The sequence below is a fragment of the Nocardia concava NBRC 100430 genome, from assembly GCF_000308815.1.
Taxonomy (GTDB): Bacteria; Actinomycetota; Actinomycetes; order Mycobacteriales; family Mycobacteriaceae; genus Nocardia; species Nocardia concava.
Window position 1 is genome coordinate 51,104 of sequence record NZ_BAFX01000082.1, and the last position, 13,510, is coordinate 64,613.

General features: G+C 68.9%; 14 protein-coding genes. 7 read left to right on the forward strand and 7 right to left on the reverse strand.

The features are described 5' to 3' along the window. Nucleotides 1-3 precede the first annotated feature (3 nt). Nucleotides 4-453: a PTS sugar transporter subunit IIA gene (locus ON43_RS19050; protein WP_040809329.1), complete on the forward strand. Its 450-nt coding sequence runs from the start codon at nucleotides 4-6 to the stop codon at nucleotides 451-453. Nucleotides 454-540: 87 nt separating this feature from the next. On the opposite strand, the gene ON43_RS19055 is transcribed toward ON43_RS19050, so the two are convergent. Further along, nucleotides 541-1,239 carry a GntR family transcriptional regulator gene (locus ON43_RS19055; protein ID WP_245568660.1) on the reverse strand — a complete coding sequence of 233 codons (699 nt, stop codon included), beginning with the start codon at nucleotides 1,237-1,239 and terminating at the stop codon, nucleotides 541-543. 53 nt (nucleotides 1,240-1,292) lie between these two features. Then, nucleotides 1,293-1,643 (reverse strand): hypothetical protein, encoded by a 351-nt coding sequence (locus tag ON43_RS19060; protein WP_040809331.1) that lies wholly within the window; start codon nucleotides 1,641-1,643, stop codon nucleotides 1,293-1,295. Between the two features lie 107 nt (nucleotides 1,644-1,750). Here ON43_RS19060 and ON43_RS19065 point away from each other — a divergent pair, with 107 nt between their 5' ends. Beyond that, nucleotides 1,751-2,716 (forward strand): quinone oxidoreductase family protein, encoded by a 966-nt coding sequence (locus ON43_RS19065; RefSeq protein ID WP_040809333.1) that lies wholly within the window; start codon nucleotides 1,751-1,753, stop codon nucleotides 2,714-2,716. Nucleotides 2,717-2,784: 68 nt separating this feature from the next. Here ON43_RS19065 and ON43_RS19070 read toward each other — a convergent pair whose 3' ends face one another. Continuing rightward, nucleotides 2,785-3,411, reverse strand: a complete 627-nt coding sequence (locus ON43_RS19070; RefSeq protein ID WP_040809335.1) for a TetR/AcrR family transcriptional regulator — start codon at nucleotides 3,409-3,411, stop codon at nucleotides 2,785-2,787. 86 nt (nucleotides 3,412-3,497) lie between these two features. On the opposite strand from ON43_RS19070, the gene ON43_RS19075 reads away from it, so the two are divergent. Then, entirely contained in the window at nucleotides 3,498-4,946 is a 1,449-nt protein-coding gene (locus tag ON43_RS19075; protein WP_040809337.1) for an FAD-dependent monooxygenase, read from the forward strand. 254 nt (nucleotides 4,947-5,200) lie between these two features. Continuing rightward, nucleotides 5,201-6,628 carry a hypothetical protein gene (locus ON43_RS19080; RefSeq protein ID WP_040809339.1) on the forward strand — a complete coding sequence of 476 codons (1,428 nt, stop codon included), beginning with the start codon at nucleotides 5,201-5,203 and terminating at the stop codon, nucleotides 6,626-6,628. A 46-nt stretch (nucleotides 6,629-6,674) separates the two neighbouring features. Here the strand turns inward: ON43_RS19080 and ON43_RS19085 are convergent, their stop codons facing one another. After that, nucleotides 6,675-7,937 (reverse strand): outer membrane protein assembly factor BamB family protein, encoded by a 1,263-nt coding sequence (locus ON43_RS19085; protein ID WP_051178688.1) that lies wholly within the window; start codon nucleotides 7,935-7,937, stop codon nucleotides 6,675-6,677. Between the two features lie 88 nt (nucleotides 7,938-8,025). Here ON43_RS19085 and ON43_RS19090 point away from each other — a divergent pair, with 88 nt between their 5' ends. Beyond that, on the forward strand, nucleotides 8,026-8,901 hold the full coding sequence (locus ON43_RS19090; protein ID WP_040809341.1) for an alpha/beta fold hydrolase: 876 nt from the start codon (nucleotides 8,026-8,028) through the stop codon (nucleotides 8,899-8,901). A 354-nt stretch (nucleotides 8,902-9,255) separates the two neighbouring features. After that, nucleotides 9,256-9,768: a GNAT family N-acetyltransferase gene (locus ON43_RS19095; protein ID WP_040809343.1), complete on the forward strand. Its 513-nt coding sequence runs from the start codon at nucleotides 9,256-9,258 to the stop codon at nucleotides 9,766-9,768. 95 nt (nucleotides 9,769-9,863) lie between these two features. Here ON43_RS19095 and ON43_RS19100 read toward each other — a convergent pair whose 3' ends face one another. Further along, nucleotides 9,864-10,217, reverse strand: a complete 354-nt coding sequence (locus ON43_RS19100; protein WP_040809387.1) for a VOC family protein — start codon at nucleotides 10,215-10,217, stop codon at nucleotides 9,864-9,866. 151 nt (nucleotides 10,218-10,368) lie between these two features. Between ON43_RS19100 and ON43_RS19105 the strand changes: the two genes are divergently transcribed. Continuing rightward, complete coding sequence (locus tag ON43_RS19105; RefSeq protein ID WP_040809345.1) at nucleotides 10,369-11,232, forward strand: P1 family peptidase; 864 nt, start codon at nucleotides 10,369-10,371, stop codon at nucleotides 11,230-11,232. A 5-nt stretch (nucleotides 11,233-11,237) separates the two neighbouring features. On the opposite strand, the gene ON43_RS19110 is transcribed toward ON43_RS19105, so the two are convergent. Together ON43_RS19110 and ON43_RS19115 are read right to left on the reverse strand one after the other, a co-directional pair. Then, on the reverse strand, nucleotides 11,238-11,879 hold the full coding sequence (locus ON43_RS19110; RefSeq protein ID WP_040809347.1) for a dihydrofolate reductase family protein: 642 nt from the start codon (nucleotides 11,877-11,879) through the stop codon (nucleotides 11,238-11,240). A gap of 104 nt (nucleotides 11,880-11,983) precedes the next feature. Beyond that, the gene (locus tag ON43_RS19115; RefSeq protein ID WP_040809349.1) at nucleotides 11,984-12,976 is read right to left on the reverse strand and encodes a heme o synthase; all 993 of its coding nucleotides are present in this window, start codon (nucleotides 12,974-12,976) and stop codon (nucleotides 11,984-11,986) included. Between the last annotated feature and the right edge of the window lie 534 nt (nucleotides 12,977-13,510).

A 13,510-nucleotide genomic window follows, 5' to 3' on the forward strand; every position in this document is an offset into this window, starting at 1 on the left:
GCCATGAGCATCGAGATTCTCGCGCCGCTGGACGGCGTCGCCATGCCCATGTCCGAGGTCCCCGATCCGGTCTTCTCCGCGGAGATGGTCGGGGCGGGCGTGGCCATCGAACCGCTCGACACCGATGACGCCACCACGGTGGTCGCCCCGGTCAGCGGGTCCATCGTGAAGCTGCACCCGCACGCCGCGGTCATCGTCACCGACGACGGCACCGGCGTGCTGCTGCACGTCGGCATCGATACCGTCGGCAAGTCCGACATCTTCGAGGTGAAGGCCGCCGAGGGCGATAAGGTCAGCGCCGGCGATCCGCTGATCACCTTCTCCCCCAATGCCGTTCGCCGCCTGGGCCTGAGCGCGGCCGTGCCGGTCGTGGTCATGGACAGCGCGCCGGGCTCGGCGAAGGACCCCGTGAGCGGGCCGGTCACCACCGGTTCGGTGCTGTTCTCCATGTGAGCGTCGGGTGAGACGAATCGAGCCGCCGCCCAATCGGGCGGCGGCTCAATCATTTTGCGGCCCTTGCGGCCCGAAGATGTTGCGGCGCTAGCTGTCTTCGGCCGAGACGGTCATGTACACCTGGTAGCGATCGGCGCGATACCAGGACTGCGCGTGCTCGACGGCCCGATCGCGCGAATACGAGATGCGGTCGAAAGCCAGTAGCGGACAACCGGTTTCGGTGCCCAGCCAGCCCGCGTGCCGCTCGTCGGCGGCCACCGCGCGCACACTCTGCTCCGCGCGGTCGATGGGGCAGCCGTATTCGCGGGCGAACAGCGCGTACAGCGACTGCGTCAGGTCCTTGTCCAGCAGTTCCGGTAGCAGATCGGCGCGGTACCAGCCGTCGTCGATGGACATGGGCAGCCCGTCGGCCAGGCGCAGGCGGACCAGGTGAATAGCCTTGGTATTGGCGGGAATTCCGAGCGCGGTCACCGACGCCGGGGGCGGGACCGCGAAATCGGTGTGCAGCACCACGGTCGAGGGGGTGCGGCCCAGGCGGCGCATGTCATCGGAAAACGAGGCCATGTGCAGGCGCGAGCGGGCGACCCGCTCGGCCACGAAGGTGCCCTTGCCCGGAATGCGGGTGATGACGCCCTCGGATTCGAGCTGGCCCAGCACCTCGCGCACGGTCATGCGGCTGACGCGGTAGTCGTCGCACAACTGGCGTTCGCTGGGCAGCATCTCGCCGGGACGCAGATTCGCGCACAGGGTGGTCAGCGCCGAACGGAGCTGCGCTTGCTTGGTCACGCGCCCTGCCACGTCGATCCGGTCCTTTCCGCCCCCGCCTGCTGCGGGCGCGGTCACTTCTCGTTGCGCGCCTTGGGGAATCGCTTCTGCTTGGCTACCCAGCCTGCCATCTTGGCCCAGTGGCCCTTCGCGGGGGTGACCTTCGAGATGAGCTCGCGATCCCATTCCTCGGTCTCGGACAGGCCGTCGACGGTCTCGACGAGGACCTTGGCCGCGGCCAGCGAACCCACGACGCGGTCACCGAGGACGCCGTCGGCGCCGACCAGGGTGACGCGGACGCCGACGCGGCCGACGGGCTGCAGCACCGCGGTGGCGGAACCGCCGTGCTCGGCCACGAATCCCTTCACGGAATCCACGACGGACGGCGAGACTTTCTCGGATGCCGGGGCGGCAGTAGCGCTCATGGCAGGCAGTTTACCCACGGGTAATTCAGGGTCTATGAACCACGGCACAACTCACACTCCGTGAGCCGCCGCGCACCGGGGTACGGGCGCGGTGTAAGACTGGATTCATGCGCGCCATCCAGGTTTCCGAGCACGGCGGTCCCGAAGTCCTGCGATACGTGGAGGTGCCGGACCCGCAGGTCGGGGCCGGGCAGCTGCTGGTGCGGGTCGAGGCCGCCGGAATCAACTTCATCGACACCTACATTCGGACCGGGCGGTACCCGACGCCGGTGCCCTACATCCCGGGCTCGGAGGGTAGCGGTGTGGTGACCGCGGTCGGACCCGAGGTCACCGAGTTCTCGGTGGGCGATCGCGTGGCGTGGGCGGCCGCGCCGGGCAGCTACGCCGAGCAGGTGGTCGTGCCTGCGGCCGTGGCGATTCCGGTGCCCGACGGCGTGAACGCGCCGACCGCCGCCTCGGCGCTGCTGCAGGGCATGACCGCGCACTACCTGATCGAGTCGATCTACAAGCCGCAGCCGGGCGAGGCCGTGCTGGTGCACGCGGGCGCGGGCGGGGTGGGCCTGATCCTGACCCAGCTGCTCTCGGCGCGCGGGGTCCGGGTGATCACCACGGTGTCCACCGACGACAAGGAAAAGCTCTCGCGCGACGCCGGGGCTTCCGAGGTTCTGCGCTACGACGACGATATCGCCGGGCGGGTACGGGAACTCACCGGCGGCGTCGGTGTGGCCGCGGCCTACGACGGCGTCGGGGCATCCACCTTCGAGGCGAGCCTGGCTTCGACGCGGGTGCGCGGCACGGTCGCGCTGTTCGGCGGGGCGAGCGGACCGGTGCCGCCGTTCGATCTGCAGCGGCTCAATCCGCTGGGCTCACTGTTCGTGACGCGCCCGACGCTGGTCCACTACACCCGCGACCGCGCCGAATTGCTGTGGCGCGCAAACGACATCATGAACGCCATCGCCGACGGCACCCTGCACATCCGAATCGGCGGCAGCTACCCCCTGGCCGATGCCGAACAGGCCCACCGGGATCTCGAGGGCCGCAAGACCACCGGGTCCATCGTCCTGGTGCCCTGAACGAATTCGCCCTGACGTCCTGAACGGACCCGCCGGTGCCCGAATACGTTCGGGCACCGGCTTTTTCGTCAGTCGAGGTCGCGGCCGGTGAGCCCGCGGTAGACGAATCGGGTGAGGGCGTCGATGGCCTGCTCGTCGGTCATCTGCATGCCGCCCTCCTCGACGGCCTGCAACAGACCGGTGGCGGACTGGAACATCATGGCCAGGCTGACCTCGGGCGGACCGGGCAGGCGTAGCCCGGCGGGGCCGAAACCGTCGAGGTGGTCGGCCACCTCCTCGCGCTGCTCGGTGGCGAATCGTGCTGCGATGCGGGCGAAGTCGTCGTTGACCAGGGCGGCCTGACTCACCGCGCGCAGCACCGGCCAGTTCCGGCGGCCGAAGTTCCAGTAGGCCGCGACGTGGTAGCGCACCGATTCCGGGTCGGTGAAATCGGCGATGTGCGCGGGGTCCTCGGCGGAGGTATCGCTTTCGTCGGCAAGGTCTTTCAGCAGCGCCGAGAGCAGTTCTTCCTTGCTCGCGAAATGGTTGTAGAACGACCCCGCGGCGCGGCCGGCCGCCGCGGTGATGTCGGTGATCTTGGTGTTGAGGTAGCCGCGTTCGGCGAACAGCCGGTGCGCGGCCTGCTTGAGCGCCTGCTCGGTCTCGGCCGATTTCTCGCTGCGGCGTTGCGCTTTCGCACCCGGGTTGGCTGCCACATTCCACCTCCTCTTGACAGCGGAACGTACCACCCTCAATACTGAATCCACATTCAGTGAATCATAATTCAGTTTCAGGAGTTGCCATGAACACGCAGGTCCTCGTCGCGGGAGCCGGCCCGACCGGGCTCACCCTCGCCATCGATCTGGCCCGGCGCGGCATCGCGGTGCGCGTCATCGACAAGGCGGAGGAGTTCTTCGCCGGGTCGCGCGGGGACGGTATCCAACCGCGCACCCTCGAGGTGTTCGAAGACCTCGGGGTGCTCGACGCGGTCCTGGCGCAGGGCATGCCGCAAGCGCCGCTGCTGATCCACATGGACGGGCAGTTCGTGATGGAACGGCGGATGAGCCAGTGGCGCGAGCCCACCTCCGAGGTGCCGCACCCGAATCCGTGGGTGCTGGCCCAGGCCGACACCGAACGGGTGCTGCGCGAGCGGCTGGCCGAATTCGGGGTGCGGGTCGAATTGGGCACGGCCCTGGTGGAATTCGACGGTGACGACGACGGGGTGACCGCGGTCCTCGAGCATGCCGGGGCGCGCGAGAGCGTGCGCGTGGACTATCTGGTCGGCGCGGACGGCGGGCGCAGCACCGTGCGCAAGGCGCTGGGCATCGCGTTCGAGGGCAGCACCGACGAGTCGATCCGCATGCTGCTCGGCGATGTCCGCGCCGATGTCCTCGACCACTCGGTCGGGTACTGGTTCTCCGATTCGTCCGCGCCCATGGACGGGATCGCGCTGATGCCGCTGCCGGGCGGGCGCAGGTTCCAGTTCGCCACCGGGCTGGATGTCGACTCCGGCACCGATCTGGCGGTGCTGCAGGATTTCGTCACCCGCCGCTCCCGCCGCGAGGACATCGTGCTGTCGGAGCTGACCTGGTCGACGGTGTGGCGGCCGAATGTGCGGCTCGCGCAGCGGTATCGGGTCGGGCGGGTATTCCTGGCCGGGGACGCCGCGCACGTGCATCCGCCGACCGGCGGGCAGGGCCTCAACACCGGTGTGCAGGACGCCTACAACCTGGGCTGGAAACTGGAAGTCGCGCTGCGCAATCCGGGTCCCGGCAGTGAGGCGCTGCTGGATTCCTACGAGACCGAGCGCCGCACCACTGCCGCGCGGGTGCTCGGGTTGAGCAGTGAGCTGCTGGATCGCACCGTCAAGGGGGATCCGGATGCCATGGATCGCGAGGGCACCCACCAGCTCGACATCAGCTACCGCACCGAGCCGGGCGACGGGCTTCAGGTCGGCGATCGCGCCCCGGATGCTCCGCTGACCGATGCGAACGGCAAGACCGTGCGACTGTTCGAGCTGTTCAGCGGCCCGCACGCCACGCTGCTGGAGTTCGGCCCCGAGGCCGGGGACGGGTCGGTGGCCTCGATCGCGACCGATACCAAGGTGGTTCGCGTCCTCGCAGCGGGATCGCAGCCCGGTGTGGGCGAGTTCGTCGATGCCGACGGCCACGCCCAGCGCTCCTATCAGGCAAACGCCCACACGCGTGTGCTCGTCCGACCTGACGGGTATGTCGGATTCATCGGCGGCTGAACCGCATCCGGCAGTTGATCGACTGCCCGGTCCCCTCGGGGACAGTGCGGGGTTGCCGCCGGACGGGGCTTCAGGAGAAGCCCCTGAGCGCCCGAGAGTTGCCCCACCGTGCAGAATGATCATGCTGCCGCGCAAGACGATTCGTCCTGACCGAACATTTTCGGCCACGCGAGGACGCCGCGACCCCGTAAGGTGGTCGCGGCGTAGGGTTCGGGCGGCCGGCAGGTAGAGGCATCGGTCAGAGGTGGTCTGGGATGTTGGTGAAGGTCCGTAACGACGACCCGTCGCGGCTGTCGAGCACCGAACGCACCGTGGTGAACTGGCTCAAATCCTGGAGCGGGCCGCACGCCGTGCCCGGGATCGCGGTGGTGCAGTGCCAGGACGCCGATGTGGTGGTGTGGACGCCGCAGACCTGCGTGGTGGTGGGCGTGCACGGCTTCGCCGAGCGGGTGACCGGGACGCTGTCGTGCGCGCAGGACCAGCCGTGGACCGTCGACGGCAAGCCCGCGCCGCTGGACGGGGATGCCGATCCGCTCGAACGGGTGCGGCAGCAGACGGTGGATCTGGCGATGCAGTTGCGCTCGGCGCCCGGGCGTGAGCATGTGCCGGTCAGCGGGCTGGTGTTGCTGGTGCCGCAACTGGGTTCGCGGGTGAAGCTGGAGAAGGGCGCGCTGCCGGCCGGGATCGATGTGCTGATCGGGGACGGGCCGTCCTCGCTGCGGGCGTATTTCACCAAGCTGGCCGAGGGCGCCGCGCCGTCGTGGGATGCCGCGCAGGTCGGGCAGGCGCTGGGGGCGCTCGGGTTCGCCGCCGCGGCAACCTATTCCGATCTGGTGGCCGAGGGATTCCCGGTGCCGGATTCGGCGCGGGACGCGCCGCTGCCGTTCTCGACCCGCGCCACCGAGGTGATGGTGCCGTCGGTGCCGACGACGTATCCGGCTCAGGGACCGGGTGATTCGGGCAAATTGGAACCGGTCGAGCGTGGGTCGGAGACCGGTGGCGGGCAGGGTCGTCCGGGTGCGGCCGGGCCGGGTGGCGAGGGCCGTCCGGTCGTCGTGCCGCAAGGCCCCGCCGTTCCGTCGGGCCGGGCGGGGGCGAGCGCGCAGTCCGCGATTCCCGCGGCGGCGTCGGCCGCCGAGGCCGCGGCGGCCTATTCCGCGGTCACCGGTATGCCGCCGGTCGGGCAGACCTCGAATCCGCAGGCCGCGAACCCACAGGGTCCGGGCCGCAGTGCCCCGCCGCCGACGCCCGTGCCGGGTATGCGGCCACCGCAGCCCGGCCCCGCACCGGGCGGGCAGCCGCCGCGCCCGCCCGCGCCGGGATTCGGTCCGGGCCCCCAATCAGGGCCTGCTCCGGGCGGTTTCGCGCCGCAGGACCAGCGGCAGCAGCAGGGGCAGCAGCCCGGTAGCGGGTTTCCGCTGTGGACCAATCGGCAGTCGACGCGCGGGAGCGGGCAGCGGCGGCGCAAGGATATCCCGATCATCGGCGGGCTGATTCTGGCGGTGGTCATCCTGATCATCGCCATCGCATGCACGGGCCGCACCTCGCCGTCTCCGAGCAAGGACCGCCAGCACGGGCCGGTGGTGGTGGAGACGACCACCACGACGAGCCGCACCACCGATCCGACTTTGCCGCACACCACGATTCCGCCCGCTTGCTTCCCACTGCAGCCGTGCAATTGACGGCGTCGGCTCGCGGATTCGGGTGCGGGTCGAATCTCTTTGTGGGCTAGGGCAGTCGGATGTACTCGATGCCGGACATGGTGCCGAGCACGAGGGAGCCGTTGACGAGCGCGGGTGTGGCGAAGTGCGGGAGCTCCTCGGTTCCGTACTGGGCCAGGACGTTTCCGGTCGCGGGATCGAGGGCGTAGAGGGTGTTGCGGTGCCAGTCGGTGGCCCAGATCCGGTTGGCGGCGAGCAGCGGGGGCCCGTTGGCGGGGACGCCGGTGTGCCAGAGCACCGTGGCGGCGCCGGTGGCGGTGACGCGAATCGCGGTGGTGCCGTTGGCGCAGGGCAGGTAGGCGATGTCGCGGTCGACCGCCGCCGCACCGAAGGCGCGGCATCCGGTGAAATCCGGTGCCCTGGAGGAGATTCCGCCCAGGTGGGCGGGATCGAGGATGTGGCCGTCTCCGGATTTACCAGCCATGATGAGGAATCCGTTGACCACGGCCGGGTTCATGGTGCCGAGGTCTTTGTCGTCCTCGTTGTCCTGCGCCCAGGTCGCGGGCGCGAAGAAGTCGGCGCGTTGCAGGTCGGGGGTCAGGGCGATGACGGAATCGGTGTCGTCATAGGCGGATCCTGGTTCGGCATTGCCGTTGCCGACCGAATAGAACAGCAGCCCATTGGTTTCCGCCGCTGGTCCTGGTGCCCAGATGCCGCCGCGGCCACTCGTCGAGGCCCGGTACCAGGTGACCGCGCTGGTGGAAACGTCCACGGACGCAACGGCTCCGGTGTAGGTGCCGCAGTCGCCGTAGTTGCCGCCGAAGGCCGCGTAGACACGGCCGTCACGGAAGGTGAGTGCCGGGCGCTGCAGGTAAGCGGGCGGGTCACCGAAGGGCGGGTCGACCGGTACCCGCAGGGTCACCGCGCCGGTTTCGGAGTCGAGGCCGAAGAGGGTTTTGTGTGCGCCGGTGGATTCGGCGATCACATAGACGCGATGGGCGGCGGCATCATAGGCGGGGCTGCCGGTGATGCCGACGGGGTCGATATTGCCGCACGGCAGTTCGGACCGGGGCATCGGCTCGGCCAGGTGGGTGCGCCAGCGGACGGTGTCGCCGGTGACGGCGTAGACCGAATCGTTCTCGGTGGCGGCGATGACGGTGTCGCCCACCACGATCGGGCGGCCGTAGACCGCGCCGTCGAGGGTGATGACCGCGCCCGCGGGCGGTGGGCGCGTCGGCGCGCGCTGGTCACCTCCGCAACCGGTCACCGCGACGAGCATCGCGCACACCCCGGCGATCGCCGCCAGTCTGCCGCGAATGCCCTGTGCCACGGTCTCCCCCGTCGGTTCGATCGTCCCTCCGACATGGTGTCACAAATTCCGCCGATGAATTCCGGTGCGCCGTACCGTCTACAAGACTATGAGCGAACACATCCTCGAGACCCCGGAAGCCGACCTGGCCTACGACCTGCTGGGTGCCACACCCGCCGAGAGCGCGCATCGCCCGCTGCTGATGATCGGCCAGCCCATGACCGCGGCCGGATTCGCCACGCTCGCTTCATATTTCCCGGATCGCACGGTCATCACCTACGACCCGCGCGGCCTGGGCCGCAGCGTCCGCAAGGACGGCCGCACCGACAACTCCCCGACCGTCCAGGCCGAGGACGTGCACACCCTGCTGACCGCGCTGGGGTTCGGCCCGGTGGATCTGTTCGCCAGCAGCGGCGGCGCGGTGACGGCGCTGGCCCTGGTCGCGGCACACCCGGATGACATCTCGACCCTGGTCGCGCACGAGCCTCCGCTCCTGCGGGTGCTCCCCGACGCCGCGGCCGCCGAGCGCGCCCAGCAGGGAGTCCGCGACGCCTACCGCGCGAAGGGCTCTTTCGCCGGTATGGCCGCCTTCATCGCACTCACCTCCTGGCAGGGCGAATTCACCGAGGCCTACTTCGCCCAGCCGCCCGCCGACCCGGCCATGTTCGGCATGCCCACCGAGGACGACGGCACCCGCGACGACCCCCTGCTCTCCGACCGCTCCGATGCCATCACCGCCTACACCCCCGACATCGCCGCCCTGCAAGCGGCAACCACCCGCATCCTTATCGCGGTAGGCGAGGAATCCGCAGGCACCCTCACCGCCCGCACCGCCGAAGCCACCGCCGCCCTGCTGGGCACCACCCCCGTCATCTTCCCCAGCCACCACGGCGGCTTCACCGGCTCCGACTCCGGCTACCCCGGCCAGCCCGAACCCTTCGCCGCCAAACTCCGCGCGGTGCTGGACGCCGAAGCCGAGCGGTAGGCGCATCGCGGCACGGCGGCCGCCCGGAGACTTCGGAGGCGGTCGCCGCGCGGACAGTGAGATCGGCAACCCACAATGGCTGGGCGGACGTCCAGTCCGGTAGGCTGTCGGGGTTCGTATTCAGCCGTAGCGCATAACCGGAGGTGAGTTGATGACCGTGCCGAAGACCGCTGTCGCCGGTGGCATCGTTGGTCGCCTCACCCTTCGCATCGCGAACTGACGTTCGCCGCATCGCGAACCGACGCTTCGCGCCACCCGGTCCCCACGATCGACGTCGGGTTTCCTCCCGCCGTGCCGACAGCGGTCACTCCTGTATCACCCCTTGTCCGACATGACAATCCAGGAGTTTCGACCATGTCCATCAACCAGTTCTGGCTGACCCGTTCCGAAACCGCAGCCGATATCGACGATATTCGCCGAATCACGTTGGCCGCCTTCGACACCGCCGAGGAGGCAGACCTCGTCGACGCACTGCGCACCGACCCGGCGTGGCTCGACGGCCTGTCCATGCTCAGCACCGACAGCGACGGCAACCCGATCGGCCACGCCCTGCTCACCCGCTGCCACATCGGTGACACCGCGGCGCTGTGCCTGGCACCGTGCTCGGTCCTGCCGGAGTATCAGCGCACCGGCGCGGGCTCGGCCGCCATCCGCGCAGTCCTCAACACGGCCCGCGACCACGGCGAATCCTTCGTCGTCGTACTGGGCCACCCGACCTACTACCCGCGGTTCGGCTTCGATCGGGCCAGCAGCCACGGCATCGGTCTCAGCATCGAGGTACCCGACGAGGCGCTCATGGCCCTGAGCCTCACCCATGAGCCGCTCCCCGCCGGCACCGTGCGCTACGCCGCACCGTTCGGCATCTGACCGTCCCGCGAAAACCCTTGCGGCGGAGGCCGCAGCCCATCGTCACCGTCCATGGCGGTGGTCGATCGCCGCGGCCTCCGCCGCCGTCCAAGACCTCAGGCGGATTGCCACAATTCGATTCGGTTGCCCGCCGGGTCGGTGACCCAGCCGAAGCGCCCGACACCGTCCATGTCCTGGGTCTCCTCGGCGACATCCGCGCCCTTGGCACGCAATTGCGCGAGCATCGCGTCCAGGTCGCGTACCCGGAAGTTGAGCATGGTCTGCTGTGCACGCGAGCCGAAGTAGTCGGTGTCGGCTTCGAAGGTCGCGAACACGGTCGGCCCGGCCTGCTGCGACCACAGGCCGTGTGCGTCGGCGTCCAGCCCCAGGCAGTCGCGGTACCACGCGCTCAACACCTCCGGGTCCGCGGCCCGCAGAAAGTATCCACCGATCCCAAGCACCCGCTCCATGCCGTCATCCTGCCAGCCGGACACCGGTTTCCCGGTGATCGACGCTTGCTCCGCTGGGGGATATCTCACAGCTCCGCCGACCGGGCGGGTGGGATGATCGAGACGAAAGGCGCTGGGCCGGTGTGGATCACATGCGACGCGGAGGTGCGCTATGGGGATCGGGATCGACGGGGTTCGGGTGGGGCACTGGACCGATTCGGTTGGGGAGACCGGAACCACCGTGCTGGTGCTGCCCGAAGGGACAACCGGCTCCTGTGAGGTTCGAGGTGGAGCGCCCGCGAGCCGGGAACTGGACGCGCTGGCACCCGACAAGGCCGTAAACACCGTGGATGCCATTGTGCTGACCGGAGGTTCGGCGTTCGGGCTGGCCAGCGCGGACGGGGTGATGCGCTACCTCGAAGAACAAGGACGCGGAGTGCCCACGCCGGGCGGGCGGGTGCCGATCGTTCCCACCCTGGCCCTCTTCGATTTGGGCGCTGGGGATTCCAGGGCCCGACCGGGAGCCGAGCAGGGGTACGCCGCCGCGCGGGCGAGCAGCGGTGAGCAGCTCTTGCACGGCCGGGTCGGTGCCGGAGCCGGGGCATATGTCGGACATTGGCGAGGGCCGGAAGGTCGGCTGCCCGGCGGGATCGGTTATGCCGAAAAACGATTGGGTGAGGTGGTCGTCGCTGCCGTGTGCGCGGTGAACGCCTTCGGCGACATCGATCACGGCACCGAGGAGATCTCCTTCGACGCACTGGCGCTGCTGCAGCACCCCTTCGATTTCACGAGCTCACGAACCCACACCACCATCGGCGCGGTGATAACCAACGCCCGCCTGGACAAAGTCGGCTGCCGAATCGTCGCTCAGGGCGCCCACGACGGACTCTCACGCGCCCTGACCCCGCCCCATACCCGCTTCGACGGCGACGGCTTCATCGCCGCCGCCACCGGCGAAATCGCCACCGACGTCGACATCGTCCGCCTGCTGGCCCTGGCGGCGGTCACCGAAGCGATCAGATCGATCGCCGACTGACCGCTTCAGCTCCTGGTCAACCAGACGTGCGTGACCGCCTTGGTGCTGAGCATGTCCGAAACCCGGTAGCCGGGTAGCGTCCCGAGATTCTCGAACAGCCGCTCCCCCGATCCCAACAGGATCGGGACGATCGCCAGATGCAGCTCGTCGACCAGCCCCGCCGCAAGGAACTGCCGAATGGTCCCCGCCCCACCACCGAGCCGAACATCGAGTCCCTGAGCTGCATCGAAGGCACGCTTCAGCACCGCATCCGGAGTGTCGTTCACAAAGTGAAAGGTGGTGTCGCCCTCCATGGTCAGCGAGGGCCGCGCGTAATGGGTCATCACGAAGGTGTCGTGGTGATAGGGCGGATTGTCACCCCACCATCCGGTCCACGATTCATCGGGCCACTCGCCCCGCACAGGCCCGAACATATTGCGCCCCATGATGGTCGCGCCGATCCCCGCATCCCCCGCCGCGAGCAGATCGTTGTCGGCCCCAACCTCACCACCGCCGTCCCCGCTCATTTCCATGCCGTAGCGGGTGCGGAAAACCCAGTCGTGCAGCCGTTCTCCCCCGACCCCCAGCGGCGCGTCGGGTCCTTGATCGGGCCCGGCGGCGAATCCGTCCAACGAGACGCAGAAGTTGTGGACACGAAGTTTCGGCATGGCGCGTTCCTCTCGACCGAGTGGGCGGCGTTTCCGCCCTTTACCCAGTCATCGAACGGCGATACCCCGAATCGACATCACGCCCGGAGAAATTCGCAGCGGTGTCAGGCCCAGCCGAAGAGGGTGTGGCCGAGGGAGTTCCAGCCGAGGACGGAGTCGACTGCCAGGCCGCAGAAGACCACGGCGAGGTAGTTGTTGGACTGGAGGAACAGGCGCAGCGGCTTCACCGATTCGCCCTTGCGGACGCCGGAGTAGAGCTGGTGGGCCATCAGCAGGAACCAGGCGCCGGCCACGAGGGCTACGGCGGCGTAGATGACGCCGGCGGCGGGGACCAGGGCGAGGGTGGCCAGGACGGTGGCCCAGGTGTAGAGGACGATCTGTTTGGTGACCGTTTCCTCGGTGGCCACGACCGGGAGCATCGGGACGCCCGCGGCCTTGTAGTCCTCCTTGTAGCGCATCGCGAGCGCCCAGGTGTGCGGCGGGGTCCAGAAGAAGATGACCAGGAACAGCACGATCGAGGGCCAGCCGATGGTGCCGGTGACCGCGGACCAGCCGACGAGCACGGGCATGCAACCGGCGGCACCGCCCCAGACCACGTTCTGGGAGGTGCGGCGCTTCAACCCGAGGGTGTAGACGAAGACGTAGAACAGGATCGTCGCCACGACGAGTGCGCCCGAGAGCAGGTTGGCCTGCCACCACAGCCAGGCGAAGGAGGCCAGGCCGAGGGTGACGCCGAAGACGAAAGCGTTGCGGGTCGGCACCGCCTCGCGGGCGAGCGGACGCTTGGAGGTCCGCTTCATCACCTTGTCGATATCGGCGTCGGCGACACAGTTGAGCGTGTTCGCCGACGCAGCACCCATCCAGCCGCCGAACAGGGTGGCCAGGATGAGCCCGATCTTCACCTCGCCGCGCGAGGCCAGCAGCATGGTGGGAATCGTTGCGACGAGCAGCAACTCGATGACGCGGGGCTTGGTGAGCGCGATGTAGGCGAGCACCCGCCTGGTCGCCGCCGACAGCGGGCCGCTGCCCGTGACACGCTCGGCGAGCACCGCCCCGGAGGAGCCGTGAGCGCCACCCGGCTGTTGCCCAATCCGCACTGTTTCTCCTCGCACGCCGTGCATTCTGATCCGGTCTGGAACTAGCAGCGCGCTCTGCCGTTCCCTAGACACAGTCCTGTGCGGCGCGGCCACTACTACAGAGCATGGTAGACCGTCGGCGACCATGCTCCCGACCAGGTCCACCTGTGACGCGCGCCGAGTCCGGTTCGCGATGCGTTCACGGGGTAGTCACGAACAGGTCGGCGCGCGACATCTATCCAGCGACACATCCGCCGGTGAATCCGGGTTCCCGTATGACCAAGAAACGCCGACCTTTAGGGTGGACGTAGATCGGTGCGCCACGTGCCCCCAACTGAACGCGGCGCATCACAGGATCGAACCGCAGCGAAACATCCCGCCGCCCACAACCGCATCGTTGACGAGAACGTCAGGAGAACCTCGGTCGTGTCAGTCACAGACGACATCCGCGCGCTCACTCAGCCGAACCACCCCGCCGACTGGACCGATCTGGACACCAGAGCCGTCGATACGGCCCGGATCCTCGCCGCGGACGCGGTGCAGAAGGTCGGCAAC